The 17,328-nt window shown below is 74.2% G+C and carries 10 protein-coding genes; 5 read left to right on the forward strand and 5 right to left on the reverse strand.

Annotation, left to right across the window (positions count from 1 at the left end):
• Nucleotides 1-564 precede the first annotated feature (564 nt).
• Together ACWDVW_RS03660 and ACWDVW_RS03665 are read right to left on the reverse strand one after the other, a co-directional pair.
• Nucleotides 565-4,344, reverse strand: coding sequence for a hypothetical protein (locus ACWDVW_RS03660; protein WP_449944358.1), 3,780 nt, complete (start codon nucleotides 4,342-4,344; stop codon nucleotides 565-567).
• 246 nt (nucleotides 4,345-4,590) lie between these two features.
• Nucleotides 4,591-5,439 (reverse strand): zinc finger domain-containing protein, encoded by an 849-nt coding sequence (locus tag ACWDVW_RS03665; RefSeq protein ID WP_449944361.1) that lies wholly within the window; start codon nucleotides 5,437-5,439, stop codon nucleotides 4,591-4,593.
• Between the two features lie 111 nt (nucleotides 5,440-5,550).
• Between ACWDVW_RS03665 and ACWDVW_RS03670 the strand changes: the two genes are divergently transcribed.
• Nucleotides 5,551-6,780 (forward strand): hypothetical protein, encoded by a 1,230-nt coding sequence (locus ACWDVW_RS03670; RefSeq protein ID WP_449944364.1) that lies wholly within the window; start codon nucleotides 5,551-5,553, stop codon nucleotides 6,778-6,780.
• 52 nt (nucleotides 6,781-6,832) lie between these two features.
• On the opposite strand, the gene ACWDVW_RS03675 is transcribed toward ACWDVW_RS03670, so the two are convergent.
• Together ACWDVW_RS03675 and ACWDVW_RS03680 are read right to left on the reverse strand one after the other, a co-directional pair.
• Nucleotides 6,833-7,075, reverse strand: a complete 243-nt coding sequence (locus ACWDVW_RS03675) for a CPCC family cysteine-rich protein (protein ID WP_350693818.1) — start codon at nucleotides 7,073-7,075, stop codon at nucleotides 6,833-6,835.
• A gap of 24 nt (nucleotides 7,076-7,099) precedes the next feature.
• Complete coding sequence (locus ACWDVW_RS03680; RefSeq protein WP_449944860.1) at nucleotides 7,100-7,933, reverse strand: SAM hydrolase/SAM-dependent halogenase family protein; 834 nt, start codon at nucleotides 7,931-7,933, stop codon at nucleotides 7,100-7,102.
• Nucleotides 7,934-8,047: 114 nt separating this feature from the next.
• Here ACWDVW_RS03680 and ACWDVW_RS03685 point away from each other — a divergent pair, with 114 nt between their 5' ends.
• A complete protein-coding gene (locus tag ACWDVW_RS03685; protein WP_396745206.1) occupies nucleotides 8,048-8,608 on the forward strand; it encodes a hypothetical protein in 561 nt (186 codons plus the stop codon).
• Between the two features lie 42 nt (nucleotides 8,609-8,650).
• Here the strand turns inward: ACWDVW_RS03685 and ACWDVW_RS03690 are convergent, their stop codons facing one another.
• A complete protein-coding gene (locus tag ACWDVW_RS03690; protein WP_449944367.1) occupies nucleotides 8,651-13,234 on the reverse strand; it encodes an ATP-dependent helicase in 4,584 nt (1,527 codons plus the stop codon).
• Nucleotides 13,235-13,412: 178 nt separating this feature from the next.
• On the opposite strand from ACWDVW_RS03690, the gene ACWDVW_RS03695 reads away from it, so the two are divergent.
• From ACWDVW_RS03695 to ACWDVW_RS03705, 3 genes are all read left to right on the forward strand, one after another.
• Complete coding sequence (locus tag ACWDVW_RS03695) at nucleotides 13,413-13,751, forward strand: hypothetical protein (RefSeq protein WP_449944369.1); 339 nt, start codon at nucleotides 13,413-13,415, stop codon at nucleotides 13,749-13,751.
• Nucleotides 13,752-14,011: 260 nt separating this feature from the next.
• A complete protein-coding gene (locus ACWDVW_RS03700; RefSeq protein ID WP_449944372.1) occupies nucleotides 14,012-16,849 on the forward strand; it encodes a Na+/H+ antiporter subunit A in 2,838 nt (945 codons plus the stop codon).
• A complete protein-coding gene (locus ACWDVW_RS03705) occupies nucleotides 16,846-17,316 on the forward strand; it encodes a Na(+)/H(+) antiporter subunit C (protein ID WP_449944375.1) in 471 nt (156 codons plus the stop codon). Before ACWDVW_RS03700 ends, ACWDVW_RS03705 begins: the two co-directional genes overlap by 4 nt.
• Nucleotides 17,317-17,328 lie beyond the last annotated feature (12 nt).

Consider the following 17,328-nt stretch of genomic DNA (forward strand, 5'->3'; position numbering starts at 1 on the left):
CGTCGCTGGCTGGGCCTGCTGGTCCGGGCTGGTTGTCGCCCGAGCGGGCATGTCGCCGGTCGAGCCCGTCTGTCCGGGCTGGTCACACCTCTCGTCGTCGCCCGCGCCACGCTGATGCCGCTGCGCCCGTGCGCGGTCAGGCACCTCGGCCTGCCGATCATGGAGTGGGGTTCGTGGCGTGCGGCAAATCGTCGGTCGGCCACCATGCCGTCGGGCGTGAGGACGTGGGTGGGTAGATCTGTTGTCGCTGCAGCGACAACAGATCTACCCACCGCCCTGCACACCCGAGGCCTGCCGAGCGCCTCGTCCCCACCTGGCCGCCGTCTTCCCCGACGCCGTCGATCATGGAGTTGAGGTCGTCATTACGTGGCGAAGTGCACCTTCTGTCGCTACCACAACTCCATGATCGGCGGCGTGGGCGGGCAGACGGAGTGGGCGGACAGGCGGTGTGGGTGGGGTCGGCGGCGTCGGCGGGACAGGCGGGATAGGCGGGACAGGCGGTGTGGGTGGGCAGGCGGGGAGGCGGGGCAGGCGGGGGCGGCAACGGGGTGGGGCGCCCAGAGGTCATACGGGGGTGGTGACCGGGATGGGGCCGGTGTACGCGGACGCGGCCACCACGTTGAACGAGCGGATCCGGTAGTGGTAGGTGACGCCTCGGGCCAGGCCGGTGTTGGTGAAGCCGCGTCCGGTGACGGTGAAGGTCGCCAGTTCGCGGGTGAACGCGGCGTCCAGGGCGCGTTCCACGGTGAAGCCGGCTCCCGCGCCGGTGGGGGTGCTCGCCGCCCAACCGAGTACGACGGTCGCGGTGTCCGGGTCGGGGGTGCTGGTGGCGACGCTGACCGCGGTGGGTACGCCGGGCACCGGCGGGGTGATCACGGTGGCCACGGTGGACCAGGGCGAGGCGACGCCCAGGTAGGTGGTGCGTACCCGGTAGTAGTAAGTGGTGTCGGGGGCGAGCGCGGTGTCCAGGTGGTGGTCGCCGACGCCGATGGCGGTGGTGCCGGGGCCGCTGGTGAAGGTGGGGTTGGTGGCCCGCTGCACGTCGATGCCGGTGGCGAAGGAGCGGTTGGCCCAGCGCAGCGCGGCCCGGAGCGGGGCGGCCGGTGGGATGGTGGCGGTCAGGCCGGTGGGGGCGGTGAGCTGCACCGCGGCCGGGACGCTGTTCGACCAGGCGGAGCAGCTCACGGTGTTCTCCGCGCGCAGGCGGTAGTGATACGTGACGCCGGGCGTGATGGTGGCGTCGGTGTAGCGGGTGGCGGTGCCGGCCACGGTGATCTCGGTGAGGCCGCCGGCGAAGGTGGAGTCGGTGGCCCGGTGCAGCAGGTGGCTGGTGGCGGCGGGCAGGCTGCCGTTGCCGGTCCAGGTCAGGTTGATCGCCGGCAGGGCGGTGGCCGAGCCGGGGGCCGGGGTCGCGTTCAGGCCGGTGGGGGAGCGGGGCGCGACGCGGACCACCAGCGGACGGCTCATGCCCTGGTCGCGCAGGCCCGCCGCGGCACTGCCCCAGCGATACTCCCAACCCAGGTTGACCAGGCGGTTGACCACCGAGGCGGGACGCCCGTCGAGCGGGCTGATCTCGGTGGAGCCGGTGGGTACGCCGGCCGGTCGGGTCGGGTCGAGCAGCCGGATGCTGTCGCCGAGCTTGAACGGCAACGGCGGGGCCTCGGGGCGGAGCGCGACCAGCACGTCCTCGCCCGGGTCGACCCGGACGACCTGCTTCCAGCCGAGTTCGCCGGGGTGCGGCGGCCGGATCCGACCGTCGCGGCCGACCCGGCTGACCACCTGCACGTCGAGGCCGTCGAAGCGGACCGGGTGGGTGTGTCGGCCGCTGCCGCGTACCCGCCAGAGCTGCGTGCCGTCACCGGGTGCGCCGATCGGGACGGCCGGGTCGCTGACGTGCAGGGTCTCGGTGGCCGGGTCGGCGGGGCCGAGCGGCAGGGTGGGCTCGTCGAGCGGGCCGGCGTGCGGGTGGCCGACGCCGAGGCGGCCGGTGGCGCGTCCGTGCTCGGGTTCGAAGAGCTGCCGGACGGCCTTGACCGCCAGCGGCAGCGTCACCGGTGTGGTGCCGCCGGTCGGGGTGAACGTGACGGCGGCGGCGTGCACCGGGATCCGGGTCGGCGCGGAGACCGTGCCGAAGCCGGCGTCGTAGGCGGGTTGCGGCACGACCGGGGGACGTTGGCTGGCCGCGTACGCGCCGGGCAGCCGCTCGCGCAGCCGGTCCAGGTCGTACGGGGACGCGGGGGAGCCGGTCACCCGGAACTGCACCAGGGTGCGGGTGTTCGGGCCGTACCCGGGACGGGTCGGTGGCGCGCCGCCCTCGGCGGTGCGGTCGGGTCCGTCGGTGTGGTGGTCGTGTCGGGGGTCGAACGCGGGCAGCGGGGCCGGGGCGTCGTTGTAGAGGATCAACGTGCTGCCCGGCGCGACGGCGGCGAAGTCCACCAGCACGTCGGCGCGTTCGCCGGGTGCCAGCAGCAGGGCGTGCCCGTCGACGTTGAGCACGGTCGCCTCGCGCCGGTCGTATCGGAATCCGATCGGACGGTTCGGGATCACCACCGGCTCGGGCAGCAGACCGCACTCGTTGCCGATCCGGATCAGTTCCGGTCCGGCGGCGGACGGGTCCGGTACGCCACCGGGGCGGCCGTCCGTCGGCCAGCCCGTCGGCCGGCCGGGTGCCCGGACCGCGTCGACCATCGGCACCTCGCCCGCGTCGGCGTCGGCCAGCCGGCCCTCCGGTGTCCACATCGGCTCGTCCGAGGCGGCCCGGTAGAGCTGGAGGTTCAGCCACCGGTCGGTGCAGGCGTTCAGGATCCGCCACCGGTGGACCTTCGGCTCTACCTCCAGGTACGGGTACGCGGCGCCGTTGACCAGCACCGTGTCCCCGTACGCGGCGGGCACCGCGCTCGGGTGCGGCACGCCCGGCGCCTCCGGTGGCTCGTCCGGGTCGGTGACCGGGTCGTGGTGCGGGTTGGCCACGGTGGCGGCGGTGACCTCCGGTCCGGCCGACACGGCGGTACGCGACCACGGGCCGTAGTCCCAGCGGCCGGTCGGGTTGACGCCCTCGGGGCGGTGCGGGTCCTGCCGGGGCTGATAGACGTGCGGGTGCCAGAGGCTGCCGCGTGTCCCCCAGCGGCTGCGGTCCCAGGTGGGGTCCTGGGTGGCGAGCTGCGCGTCGTCGGGCACGAAGGTCTTGTCCTCGAAGACCAGTGGGAGCTGTTCGCAGGGCAGCACCCCGTCGTCGGCGAGCCGCTCCTGCGTCTCGTCGGTGAGCAGATAGAGCGCGACCTGTCCGGAGTAGACGGTCAGTCGGGACAGCCCGGCGGTGTTGTCGTGGAACCAGAGCAGCCGCCCGCTCTGCTCGTTCGGGATGTAGAGGGTGGTGGCGCCCTGCCCCGGGTGCGGCATGTCGGGGACGTGCGTCAGCCCGATCCCGGTCGGGTACGGGGTGATCTCCCCGGCCGGAGTGATCCACTGCCACGGGTTGCCGGCGCTGGCCCAACCGGTCGACGCGCCGCTCAGGTGCAGCACCGCCCGGTTCTGCGGGTACGGTGCCGGTCCGCCGAGCGGCCCGGTCCCGGCCCCCGGCACGGTCGGGTCGACCGGTAGGAAGAGGTCGCCGGCCGGCCCGGCGGGAAGCTGGTTGATGAACTTGATCCGTACCGGTCGGCCGCGTCGGGCCAGCACCACCGGCCCGAGGTGCCAGGGCTGGCGGGGCGGGGCCACCGTGTTGTGCCCGTCGACGTCGGTGCCGAGGTTCAGTTGCCGGTAACCACGCATCCGGGTCGCCGGCAGGTCGCTGTGCAGGCGTTGGGTGTACTCGGCGAGGCCGATCTCGTAGTAGTCGCAGCCGGGGTAGCTGATGGTGTCGGGCACCGCGACCGGCAGGTGGGCGCCGAGCGGCGTACGCCCCAGCGGGCCGAGACCGGGCAGCGGGTCGACGAACTTGCGGATGCCGGTGCCGCCCACCACCGCGCCGTCGGCGTCGACCACCGGCAGCGGACTGTACGCGTGGTTCGGCACCGCGCCGAAGAGCCGGGGCGCCGCCGCCGGGTCCAGACTGGCCGGTGCCGACGGTCGCTCGCCCGGCGCGCTCCGGGGCGGCGCGTGCGGTGCCGTCCGGCCGGGCGGTGACGCCTCCGCCGGGGGTGCGCTCCGGGCCGTGGCGGGTAGCGCACTGGGCGGCGGGGTGGGCGGTGCCGGGGAAGCCGATGCGCCCTGCGGTGCCGGGACGGAGCCGGGGTCCGCGTGGTCCGGGTCGGTGCGGGCTTCGGGGACGGCCCCCGGGCCCGACTCGCCGTTGCGGGTGGCGCGATCCCGCCAGGTCGACCGGAATCTGCGGAACACGGCCATGGCTCTCCCCGGGGTCGGGGCGCGGCGGCCACCACCGCGATGTGGCAGGCTCGGCGCGCGACTTTGACGTTCCGTGAGCGCTCAATCGCAGCATGCGACGACCGGGGGCCGGTTAGGAAGTACCCAATCGTCCCTATCTGCCGACCGCCCGGCGTGTCGACTGCGCCACTCCGACCCGGCCCGTCACCTGCGCAGACACCGGTGGAACTTGCGTCCGGAGCGGCGGAACTTCCACGCCGTCGGAAGTCAGGCGGCGGGCTGGCAGACCGGGCACCAGTAGGTGACCCGTTCGCCCAACTCCTCCTTGCGGATCGCCGTACCGCAGCGGCGGCACGGCTGCGCCCGGCGGCCGTACACGTAACTGGTCTGGCCCCGCCGCAGCGAGCCGGTGCTGCTCTGCGTCCACCGTCCCCGGTTCGCGGCCAGCAACTCCTGCGCCAGCCGGACCAGGCCGTCGAGGTCGGGCACCTCGCGGACCGGGGTACGCGGATGCACGCCGCGCAGGAACAGCACCTCGCACTTGTAGAGGTTGCCGACCCCGGCCAGGTTGCGCTGGTCGAGCAGCGCGACACCGATCGCGGTGTCCGGGTGCGCGCCGAGCCGGCGTACCGCCTCGACCGGATCCCAGTCGGCGCCGAGCAGGTCGGGGCCGAGGTGCCCGACCAGCCGGTCCTCGTCGGCGGTGGGCACCAGTGTCACGTCGTGCAGGTGGTAGCCGACGGCCGTCGCGGCGGCGGCCCGCAGCACCACCCGGATCAGGTGCGCCGGCCGGGCCGTCCAGCGTTCCCCGGGGGCGTACGTCCGCCAGGTGCCGTCCATCCGCAGGTGCGAGTGCAGCGTCCAGTGTTCCTGGCCGACGCCGGTGCGGGTGCCGCCGGTCGGGGTGGTGCCGGTGGAGGCGGGGACGGCGTTGGTCGGCGCGGTCAGGCGGAGCAGCAGGTGCTTGCCCCGGCTGGCGCACTCGCGTACCGCCCAGTCGGTCAGGTCGGTGGTGGCCAGTCGGGGCACCCGGAAGTCGCTGCCGGTCAGCCGAGCGCCGGCCAGGGCGCGGTCCAGGACGCGGGCGGTGTTCCAGACGGTGTCACCTTCGGGCACCCCACCATCCTCCCTCACCCGAACCGAATTCGCATGTATCGCTATTTGTATGCCACTTCGGTTCGATCTCCTTATATGAGCATTATCGGGGAGATCTGAGGAGGAAAACGAATGAATCGCATTCGTCTATCACGGCCGGCGACCGCGCCGGCCGCCGTCCTGGCCGCCGTCCTGGCCGCCGTCCTGGCCGTCACCCTGGCTCCCCCCGCGCCCGCCTCGGCCGCCCGCACCGACACGTGGCACGCCAGCCTGTCCACCGTCGACGCCGACGACGTCAACGTCCGGCACACCCGGTCCGGACTGCGACTGGCCGACGCGCGGCCACCCGGCGTACCGGCCCGCCGCAGCGCCGTCGCCGAGGGAATGCTGGTGACCGCGCCGCGTACCCTGACCCGCCCGGCCACCCGGTTCCGGGCCGAGGTCACCGGCACCGCCCGGTCCGGTGCCACCGCGAGCGCCCAGGTACGCGGCTGGCACGACACCGGCTGGACCGAATGGCGCGACGCCGTCCCGGCGGCGGTCTTCGACCGGCCCGTCGCCCGGGTGCAGACCCGGGTGGTGATCACCGGTGGTCCGGCCGGCGCCACCGCCGAGGTCCGCGCCGTCCGGATCACCGCCGACACCGGCGGGGTGGCCGTCACCGCCGCCACGCCCGGCCGGATCTACCGCGTCTTCACCACCCGGATCGGCCTCGTCGGCGAGGTGACCGCCAACGGGCACACGGTCGCGCCCCGCGACCACTTCGTGGCGCTGCCGTCGCGGCGGAGTCTCTCCCCGCGCAACAGCGGCGACTACACCGTCCGGGTCTGCACCACCAGCGGCAGCCGGTGCACGTACGCGCCGGTCTGGGACGTCGGACCGTGGAACACCCGGGACGACTACTGGAACCCCAGCGCCGTCCGGGAGAACTGGAAGGACCTGCCGCAGGGGCGTCCGCAGGCACAGGCCGCCTACCAGAACGGCTACAACGGCGGGCGGGACCAGTTCGGCCGTACGGTGCTGAACCCCGCCGGGATCGACCTCGCCGACGGCACCTTCTGGGACGGGTTGCAACTGACCACCAACGCCTGGGTCGACGTGGCCTACCTGTGGACCGGCACCGGCAGCCGCGCCGTGATCGGCGACGGGCCGCTGAACGTGCGGGCCGGAGCCGGCACCAACTACGCCAGCCGGGGACTGGCCGCCCGCTACGCCCACGTACCGGTCGAGTGCTACGTGACCGGGCAGACGGTGGCCGGGCCGTACCGCACCACCAACCGATGGAACCGTCTCGCCAGCGGGCAGTTCGTCAGCCACGCGTACGTCTCGGCGGTCTGGGGCCCCACGGTGCCGCGCTGCTGAACTCCGCGCGCGGAGCCGGGCCGGTGTCCTCCCACGCCGGCCCGGCCTGGGCTCAGGGCAGCTCGTCCGGCCGAGGAGCCCGGACCGCGTCCTGGTAGCGAGGGTGGCAGGCGCCGTAGACGGCGAAGTTCAGCCGGGCGTGCGACAGGCTCAGGTCCCCGTTCGGGCCGCCACGGACCACGTCCGCGTCGGCGTCGGCCTGACCGTCGTCGGTCCAGAAACAGACCGGACAGGTGCCGCCGCCGGTCCGGTACGCGCAGCAGGGGCAGGCGGCGGGAACCCAGCGATCGTTCACCGGAACAGCTTTCCACAGTAGACGTTACGGGCGTGTGGCGCGGGGCACCTCGTCGGCGGGGGCCGCCCACACCCGCAGCAGCGTACCCGGTACCACCCCGAGCAGGTCCACCGCGCGTCCACCGTTGACCGACAGGGCCACCAGTCCGGCCGAGTCGGCGTGCGCCACCAGCTGACCGACGGGCGCGTCACCGAACGTCCGCCCGTGCACCGCCACCCGCGCCGACTCGCTGTCCTGCGGGCGTACGTGCAACCGTCCCGGCAGCGGAGCGAGCAGGTCGGCCGACGCGGCCACCTGCACGTTGCCGAAATGGTCGACGCTCAGCACCTCGGCGACGAAACCGTCCGACGTCGACTCGACCACCGGTTCCGGCAGGCGTACCAGCGTTTCCGGATCGACCGCCGGACCGGCCTGCGCCATCGGCGCTCCCGTGGCCAGCCGGGCCGCCACCGGCGCGAACACGTCCCGGCCGTGGAACGTGGCGGAGACCCGCGCGGCCAGCCACGCCGGGTCGGTCAGCTCGACGGCGGCACGCACCCCGCCCAGCGCGTCGGCGGCGTCGCACAACAGGCCGTTGTCCGGTCCCACCAGCAGGCCCCCGGGCGTGGCCAGCGCGACGCCCCGCCGGGCCGTCCCCACCCCGGGGTCGACCACCGCCAGGTGCACCCCGCCGCCAGGCAGGTACGGCACCGTCTGGGCGAGCACCGTCGCGCCCCGCCGGACGTCACCCGGCGGCACCAGATGCGTCACGTCGATCACCCGCACCGTCGGGGCGAGCCGTGCGATCACCCCGTGGCAGGCGGCCACGAATCCGTCGGTCAGGCCGTAGTCGGTGGTGAACGAGACGACGCGGTCCACGCTGCTGGTCACGGCACCGCATCGTACGGTCCGGTGCGGGTGCCGGATAGGTGACAGGCCGCCTGACCGACCGGCCACTGCACAGCGCGCCGCCCGCCCGGCAGACTGCTCGGAGTGAGCCACCGGATCTTGCCAGCCCTCGTCCTCGTCGCGGTCACCGCCGCCCTCACCGCCTGCGGTGGTGGGGAGAAGGAACAGCCCTCCGCCGCCGACCCGACGAGCGCGCCGCCCACGGCCGGCGCGCCGGCCACCGCGCCGGCCCCGTCGGACGCGCCGTCGAGCGCGCCGTCCACCGCCGAGCCGACCGTCACCGGCAGCACCGAACGCCGTCCGCCCAGCCCGCCCCCGGTGGAACTGCCGCCTCGCAAGGCCGGCGAGCCCAGCGCGCGGGAGGTCGTCGCCGCCTTCCGGAGCGCCGGGCTCAAGGCGGGCAAGTCCAAGGACCGCTCCGTCGACTGTGGGCCGGACGGGCTCGGCCTGGGCTGCTCGGAGATCGTGGTCACCGACGGGGTGGCCGTCTACGTCTTCCCCGACGAGGTCAGCGCCACCGACATGGCCGAGGTGTGGGCCGGTGCCTCGTTCCGCTCCGGCACCGTCGTGCTCAACTACCTGGAGGCCAAGACGCCCCGCGCCGACCGCCCCGCCTACGAGAAGGCGCTGACCGCGCTCGACTGAGCCGGACGCCCACCGCGCGGGCCGGTCTCGGGCGACCCGGGATCAGGCGCGGAGCCGCAGGCCGCGTGGGGTGGTGCGGAATCCCGCGGCGGTGAGGGCGTCCCGCAGCGGCGACGAGCGGACGGCCTCACCGTCGGCGCGTTCCACCGACATCGGGCCGAGCGCACCGGAGTGGACCGCGTCGGCCAGCGCCTTGCCTGCGGCGGTCAACGCGTCGGCGTCGTCGGTGAAGCTGAGGAGAGTCCGGCCGCCGCGCTCGACATAGAGCACCAGGTCACCGGCGACCACCACGACCAGGGCACCGGCCTTGCGCCCGGCGCGGTGCCCGGTGGGCGCCGGTGTCGACGCGTCACCGGAGTCCACCACCCGATCCGGCCAGGGCAGCGCCGCGCCGTACGGGTTGGCCGGGTCGGTCGCGGCCAGCACCATCGCCGGGGCACCCCGGCTCGCCCGCCCGCCGTCGAGCGGCTCCGCCAGGGCCCGGATCCGGTCCACCGCGCCGGGCACCGCGAACTGTGCGGCGCCCAGCCCGTCGACGAAGTACCCCCGTCGGGCCGCGCCGCGTTCCTCCATCGCCGCCAGCACCGGATACACCGCCGCGAACCCGCCCGGCACCTGCTCGGCGACGACCGCGCCCCGGGTCACCACACCGTGCCGCTCCAGCAGCACGTCGGCCAGGGCGGCGGCCCGACGGGTCGGGTCGGTGTCCCGCTCCGGCAGCCGGGACCAGCGGCCCGCCCCCGTCGGCGGGCCACCCCGGGCCGGCAGGGCCACCCGCCCCGGCCGCCGGTAGCGGCCCCGCGCGGCGGTCGGCCGGGACCGGTGCGCGCCACCGCCGCCGAGCAGCGCCCGCAGCGGTGCCAGCGTGTCGTTGGTGAGATGACCGGACCAGACCAGTTCCCAGATCACCGCTGTCAGCGCGGCGTCGTCGGTGGACCCGACCCGGTCGGCCAGCGGACGGAAGAACATCGCCTGTCCGTCACCGAGCGCGTCCAACACCGCGTCGTGCAGGGGCGTACGCGCCAGCGTGTCGTCCGTCGGCGGCAGCAGCAGCGCGGCGGCGTCCGCGTACGCCAGGCCGACCCAGCCGTCGCCGCCGGAGATCGCACCCGCGCCGGCCCACAGCACCTCGCCACTGGCGCACAGCTCGTCGAGGTGGGCGGGGGAGTAGTCGGCCACCCGGGCCGGTAGCACCAGCCGTTCCAGGGCCGAGGCGGGCACCGAGACGCCCTGCAACTGCTCCACGGCGGCGGCCACCGCCTCGACGCCCCGCGCCGACGAGCCGACCTGCTGCCAGCGGGGCAGAAAGGTGGCCAGCGCCCGGGGCGGCACCGGCTCGATCTCGCGGCGGAGCGCGGCGAGCGAACGGCGGCGCAACATGCGCAGCACCTCGGCGTCGCACCACTGGGTGCCGACCGACTCCGGGGTGAACTCGCCGGAGACCACCCGGCTGGTGGCCCCCAACCGACGCAACGCCTGCTCCACCACGAAGACGCCCAGCCCGAACCGGGCCGCGCAGGTGCTCGCCGCGAACGGCGCGTGCGTACGGGCGTAGCGGGCGACCAGGTCACCGAGCGGATCGGCGACCGGTTCGAGGTACGCCTCGGCGACGCCCACCGGCAAGGCCACGCCCAACGCGTCCCGGAGCCGGCCGGCGTCCTCCACCCCGACCCAGCGGTCCTGCCCGGCGATCCGGACCCGCAGCACCCGCCGGGCGGCGGCCAGCTCGGTCAGCCAGTCCACCGGCACCCCGCGTTCGGCCAGCTCGTCGTCGCTCAGGTCGCCGATCTGGCGCAGCAGCTCGACCACGTCCTCGGCGTCGCGGGGACGACGTTGCGGGGTGAGCCAGCGCAACTGCCGCTCGGTCTCGGCGAGCACCTCCGCGTCGAGCAACTCGCGCAGGTCGACCCGACCGAGCAACTCGCCCAGCAGGGCCGAGTCGAGCGCCAGCGCCGCCGCCCGGCGCTCCGCCAGTGGCGAGTCGCCCTCGTAGAGGAAGGCGCCCACGTACCCGAAGAGCAGCGAGCGGGCGAACGGCGACGGGCGCGGGGTCTCCACCTCGACGAGCCGCACCCGGCGACCGGCCAGGTCCCGCATCACCTGGGTCAGCGCGGGCAGGTCGAAGACGTCCTGGAGGCATTCCCGGGCGGCCTCCAGGGTGACCGGGAAGTCGGCGTACTCGCGGGCGACGTCGAGCAGTTGGGCGGCGCGTTGCCGCTGCTGCCAGAGTGGCTGGCGGCGACGCGGGTCGCGGCGGGGCAGCAGCAGCGACCGCGCGGCGCACTCGCGGAACCGGGCCGCGAACAGCGCCGAGGTGCCGACCGACTCCTCCACGAGCTGGACGATCTCCTCGGGGTCGAAGGCCACCACGTCGGCACCGGGCGGCGTGTCGGCGGTGTCCGGCAGGCGGACCACGATGCCGTCATCGGCGGGCAGCACCTGGGCGTCCACGCCGTACCGCTCGGCAAGTCGACGGCCGACGGCCAGCGCCCAGGGCGCGTTGACCCGCGCGCCGAGCACGCTGTGCACCGCCAGTCGCCAGTCGCCCAACTCGTCGCGGAACCGTTCGACCACCACCGTCCGGTCGTCGGGCAGGGCCCGGGTGGCGGCCTGCTGCTCGCGCAGGTACGCCATCAGGTTGCCGGCGGCCCAGTCGTCCAGGCCGGTGGCGCGCAGCGCGGCGGTCGCCTCCTCGTCGCCCTGGCGCAGCAGGCCGCGTACCCGGGCGCCGATGGCCCGGCCCAGCTCGACCGGACGGCCCGGTTGGTCGCCCTTCCAGAACGGCATCTTCGCCGCCTGGCCGGGCGCGGGGGAGACCAGCACCCGGTCCGGCGTGATCTCCTCGATCCGCCAGGACGACGAACCCAGCAGGAAGACGTCGCCCACCCGGGACTCGTAGACCATCTCCTCGTCCAGCTCGCCGACCCGGGCGGCGCGTTCGGCGCCGGCCAGGAAGACGCCGAACAGACCCCGGTCGGGGATGGTGCCGCCGCTGGTCACCGCGAGCCGCTGGGCGCCCGGCCGGCCGGTCAGCAGGTCGGTGGCGCGGTCCCAGACCAGGCGGGGACGCAGCTCGGCGAAGGCGGTCGACGGGTAGCGGCCGGAGAGCATGTCGAGCACGGCGTGCAGCGCGGAGTCGGGCAGCTCGGCGAAGGGCGCCGCCCGGCGGACCACCGTCGCCAGGTCGGCCACCGGCCACTCGTCCAGCGCGACCATCGCCACGATCTGCTGGGCGAGCACGTCGAGCGGGTTACGCGGATGGTGCAGTTCCTCGATCGCGGCGTCGCCCATCCGCTCGGCGACCACGGCGCAGGAGAGCAGGTCGCCCCGGTGCTTGGGCAGCACCACCCCACGGGACACCGCGCCGACCTGGTGCCCGGCCCGGCCGACACGTTGCAGGCCGGCGGCCACGCTGGGCGGCGCCTCGATCTGCACCACCAGGTCGACCGCGCCCATGTCGATGCCGAGTTCGAGACTGGAGGTGGCGACCACGGCCGGGAGCTGACCGGCCTTGAGCGACTCCTCGATGTGGCGTCGCTCCTCGCGGGAGACGCTGCCGTGGTGCGCGCGGGCGATCACCGGTGGGACACCGGCCACCGCCCCGGCCTGGGCCATCATCTCCGCCGGTGTCCGCACCGGACGCCCGGTCGGCGGGATCGCCCCGTCGGTGGTCTCCTCGCTGCTCTCCTCGACGGCGAGTTCGTTGAGGCGGGCGCAGAGCCGCTCGGCGCTGCGCCGGGAGTTGGTGAAGACGATGGTCGAGCGGTGGGCCCGGATCAGCGAGTAGACGCGTTCCTCGACGGCGGGCCAGATCGACGCCGACCGAGGGCGGCCGAGGTCGTCCTCCGGCTGCTCCTGCTCGTCGAGGCGGGTCATGTCCTCCACCGGGACCTGGACGCTGACCTCGATCGTCTTGGCGCTGGCCGGGGCCACCACGTCGACCGGGCGGGCGCCGCCGAGGAAGCGGGCGCACTCGTCGACCGGTCGGACCGTGGCGGAGAGCCCGATCCGCTGCGCCGGGGTGGGCAGCAGTTCGTCGAGACGCTCCAGGGAGAGCGCGAGGTGGGCGCCGCGTTTGGTGCCGGCGACCGCGTGCACCTCGTCGACGATCACCGTCTCGACGCCCCGCAGTGCGTCCCGCGCGGCGGAGGTGAGCAGCAGGAACAGCGACTCCGGGGTGGTGATCAGGATGTCCGGGGGAGTCCGGGCGAAGGCCCGCCGCTCGTCGGCCGGGGTGTCGCCGGTCCGCATGCCGACGGTGATCTCCGGCGGGGGGAGCGCGAGTCGGGTGGCGGCCTGCCGGATGCCGGCCAGGGGGGCGCGCAGGTTCCGCTCGACGTCGACCGCGAGCGCCTTGAGCGGGCTGACGTAGAGCACCCGGCACCGGTGTCGGGGGTCGTCCGGGGCCGGCTCGCGGGCCAGCCGGTCGAGCGACCAGAGGAAGGCGGCGAGGGTCTTGCCGGACCCGGTCGGTGCCACCACCAGGGCGTGCCGCCCGGCCGCGACCGCCGTCCAGGCACCGGACTGCGCCGCCGTGGGTGCGGCGAAGGCCGCCCCGAACCACTCCCGGGTCGCCGGACCGAAGCGGGAGAGCACCCCGGTCGACCTGCCGCTGGAATCCGCCACGATCCCATCCTGCCTCCGGGGACCGACATCCTCGGGTACGGCGGCGGAGAAGTATGTCTGTTTAAGGCGTTGCAGTCGTCTTGCCCGTAGAATCCGTTAAGTCTTACTTAACTGCTTGCTTGCATCCTGCAACATAAAGTAACTTCACTCGCGGTGTAGCGCGCGGTGAGGAGGTCGGATGGACGTCGAGGAGCGGAGTCCAGGGTCCGGCACCGACGTCCTGGTTCGCAAGGTCGACAGTCATGTCGCCACTCTCCGCACCGGCCTGCACGGCCCCGATCTGGAGCTCGCCGAGCGTCTCGCCGGCTGCCTGCGAGAGCTGATCGCGTCGACGGCCCAGGCCAGCGCCGCCGACCGGGCGCGGGTGCGGGTCGCCGTGCACTATTTCGTGCTCCGCCGGGAGAGCCGAGGTCGACTACTCTCCGTGCGCTCCCTCGCCGCCGCGCAGCGGCTGGTCAACAAGGCGGCGCGGCAACTCGGCCGCCCGGACCTGACGGTCGAGACCCGCGCCGGGTAGGGCGGGTAGCCCCGGCCCGCCTGCGGTGCCGGCGCAGCCCCGTCCGGTCACCGGTGTCGACACCGCCGCCCACGAGCCGGCGCGCCGGAGCGAGGTGGACGCCTGGCCGTCGGGCCTGTCGCACCACATCGCACCGGACAAAGGTGAATATGGGCTTTTTTCGGCAAAACCGTCTATTGCGCCCCGGAGATGTCGTCTGATCGCAGGTAGGCGCCGTGCACGCGGAACGGGCGCCGCTGCCACCTCGACCGGGAGCGCGCGTGCTCGTACTGCTGATCCTGCACCTCGTGGCGGCGCTGGCGGCACCGCTGCTGGTCCGTCGGTGGGGGGCGCGCGCCTGCTATCCGCTGGCGCTGGCACCGGCCGCCGCGTTCGGCTGGGCGGTGTACCGCACCCCCGACGTGGTCGACGGCGGTGCGGTGGTCGAGACGTACCCGTGGATCCCGAAGCTCGGTCTCGACCTGGCCTTCCGCACGACCACCCTGTCCTGGGTGATGACGCTGCTGATCGGCGGCGTCGGCGCGTTGGTGCTGGTCTACAGCGCGCGGTACTTCCCGCCGCCGGCCGTCGGCACGGCCCAGTTCGCCGGGGTGATGGTCGGCTTCGCCGGGGCCATGCTCGGCCTGGTCTTCGCCGACGACCTGCTGCTGCTCTACGTCTGCTGGGAACTCACCACGGTCTTCTCGTACCTGCTGATCGGGCACAGCGCCGAGCGGCGGTCCGCCCGCTGGGCCGCCGCCCAGGCGTTGACCGTGACCACGTTCGGCGGCCTGGCCATGCTGGTCGGGTTCATCATGCTCGGCCACCACGCCGGCACCTACCGCCTGTCGGAACTGTCGCAACACCCGCTGCCCGACGGGGCGTACCTGGTCGTCGCGGTGGTGCTGATCCTGCTCGGGGCGCTGTCCAAGTCGGCCCTGCTGCCGTTCACCTCGTGGCTGCCGGTGGCGATGGCGGCGCCGACGCCGGTCAGCGCGTACCTGCACGCGGCGGCGATGGTGAAGGCCGGCGTCTACCTGCTCGGCCTGCTCGCCCCACTGCTCGCGCAGGTGGGTCCGTGGCGTCCGGTGGTGCTGGTCGCCGGGCTGGCCACGATGGTGATGGGCGGCTGGGCCGCGCTGCGGCAGAACGACCTGAAACTGCTGCTGGCCTACGGCACGCTCAGCCAACTCGGCCTGGTGGCGGTGGCGGTCGGGCTGGGCACCCCGGACGCCGCGTTGGCCGGCGTGGCGATGCTGGTGGCCCACGCCCTGTTCAAGGCGGCGTTGTTCCTCGTCGTCGGCATCATCGACCACGGCGCGCACACCCGTGACCTGCGCAAGCTGTCCGGCCTGGGTCGGCGTACCCCCTTCCTGGCGGTGGTGGCCGGACTCGCCGCCGCCTCCATGGCCGGGGTGCCGCCGCTGTTCGGCTTCGTCGCCAAGGAGGCGATCTTCGCCGCCTTCACCGACCGGCCGGTGGCGCTGGCCGTCCTGGTGGTCGGCACCGTCCTCACGGTCGCCTACAGCATCCGGTTCCTCTGGGGCGCGTTCGGCACTCGTCCCGGGCTGGCCCCGACCGAGGTGGACCGGATCCCGGCGGCCATGCTGTGGCCACCGGCCGTGCTCGCCGGGGCGGGGCTCGTCGCCGGGCCGGCGGCCGGCGCGCTCGACCACCTGATCCGCCCGTACGCGCGACTGCTCGGACCGGTCCACGGGCACCTGACGCTCTGGCCCGGCCCCAACCTCGCGCTCGGCCTCTCCGCGCTCACCCTGACCGGCGGCGCGATGCTGTTCCTGCTGCGCGGTCCACTATCCCCGGTACTGGCGCGGCTGCGGTCCCCGGCCACCGGCCAGCAGGGCTACGAGTGGCTCGTCCACCGCTTCGACCGGACCGCCGTGGACGTCACCAGCGTCACCCAGCGCGGTTCGCTGCCGCAGTACCTCGGGCTGATCCTGATCGTGCTGTCCGCCGTGCCGGGCGGAGTGCTGCTGGTGATCCGGCCGTGGGAACAGTCCCTGAAGCTGTGGGGCTCACCCGCGCAACCGGTGGTGCTGCTGGTGATCGCGATGGCGGCGCTGCTCGCCGTCGGGGCCCGCCGTCGGCTCACCGCGATGCTGCTGGTCGGGGTGACCGGCTACGGCACCGCGATGTTCTTCGTGCTGCACGGCGCGCCCGACCTGGCGCTCACCCAGTTCCTGGTGGAGACCGTGACCATCGCGGTCTTCGTACTGGTGCTGCGTCGCCTGCCGGAGCGCTTCTCGGTGCGCCCGTTGCGCCGCAGCCGCTGGATCCGCCGGTCCATCGGACTCCTGGTGGGCCTCACCGTGGCCGGGCTCGCGCTGACCGCCACGGCGGCCCGGCACACCCGCACCATCTCCGAGGACTTCCCCCGGCTCGCCGTCGAGCAGGGGTACGGCCGCAACGTGGTCAACGTGACGCTCGTCGACATCCGGGCCTGGGACACGTTGGGCGAGCTGGCCGTGCTGGTGGCCGCGGCGACCGGGGTGGCCAGCCTGGTCTTCCAGCAGTCCCGCACCGGCCCCCGGCCCCGCCGCCTGGACGCCGACCGGGGGGAGAGCCTGGCCGGGCGGCCGGTGTGGCTGCGCGGCGGCGCCACGCTGATCGAACGCAACCGCTCGATCGTGCTGGAGGTGGTCACCCGGCTGATCTTCCACACCGCCGTACTCTTCTCCTTCTATCTGCTCTTCTCCGGCCACAACGCCCCCGGCGGCGGCTTCGCCGGTGGCCTGGTGGCCAGCCTGGCGCTGACCATGCGCTACCTCGCGGGCGGCCGGTACGAGTTGGCCGAGGCCGCGCCGGTCTCCGCCGGCACCGTGCTCGGCGCCGGGCTGGGCCTGGCGGTCGGCGGCGCGGTGGTCTCCCTGCTGGCCGGCGGTGCCGTGCTGCAGAGCGCGCGGATCGACCTCTGGCTGCCGGTGATCGGCGACTTCTATCTGATCACCTCGATCTTCTTCGACGTCGGCGTCTATCTGGTGGTGATCGGGTTGGCGCTGGACGTGCTGCGCAGTCTCGGCGCCGAGGTGGACCGGCACATCGAGGCGGCCGGTGGGCCCGAGGGCGGGCTCGCCGTCGAGCGTCGGGGCGGCACCCGATGAGCGCCGGGGCGAACCTGGTCTCGTTCGTGGCGATCGGGGTGCTGGTCGGCTGCGGGGTGACCCTGCTGCTGGAGCGCAGCCTGAGCCGGATCCTGCTCGGCATCATCCTGATCGGCAACGGCGTCAACCTGCTGATCATCTTCGGTGGCCGGTCCGGGCGGGCACCGGTCGCCGGGGTCACCGAGCCGGATCGGATGAGCGACGCGCTGCCCCAGGCCATGGTGCTCACCGCCATCGTCATCACCTTCGGGTTCACCACCTTCCTGCTCGCCATCAGCTACCGGAGCTGGTATCTGACCGGCGACGACGAGGTGCCCGACGACCTGGAGGACCAGCAGATCGTGCGCCGGGCGGCGCGCCGGGAGGTCTCCACCGCGGACCTCGGCGGGGAGCCGCCGGAGGCCGACCCCGAGCAGGTCGACGCGCCCGCGCCGTGGCAGCGACGCGGCGAGGGGGGCCCGGGATGAGCCGGTACGCGT

The sequence above is a fragment of the Micromonospora sp. NPDC003241 genome (assembly GCF_053589795.1).

Bases quoted from the DNA above. Each gene is read 5' to 3' on its own strand.
- ACWDVW_RS03660 (WP_449944358.1), bottom strand. From the start codon at position 4,344: ATGGCCGTGTTCCGCAGATTCCGGTCGACCTGGCGGGATCGCGCCACC.
- ACWDVW_RS03670 (WP_449944364.1), top strand. From the start codon at position 5,551: ATGAATCGCATTCGTCTATCACGGCCGGCGACCGCGCCGGCCGCCGTC.
- ACWDVW_RS03695 (WP_449944369.1), top strand. From the start codon at position 13,413: ATGGACGTCGAGGAGCGGAGTCCAGGGTCCGGCACCGACGTCCTGGTT.
- ACWDVW_RS03705 (WP_449944375.1), top strand. From the start codon at position 16,846: ATGAGCGCCGGGGCGAACCTGGTCTCGTTCGTGGCGATCGGGGTGCTG.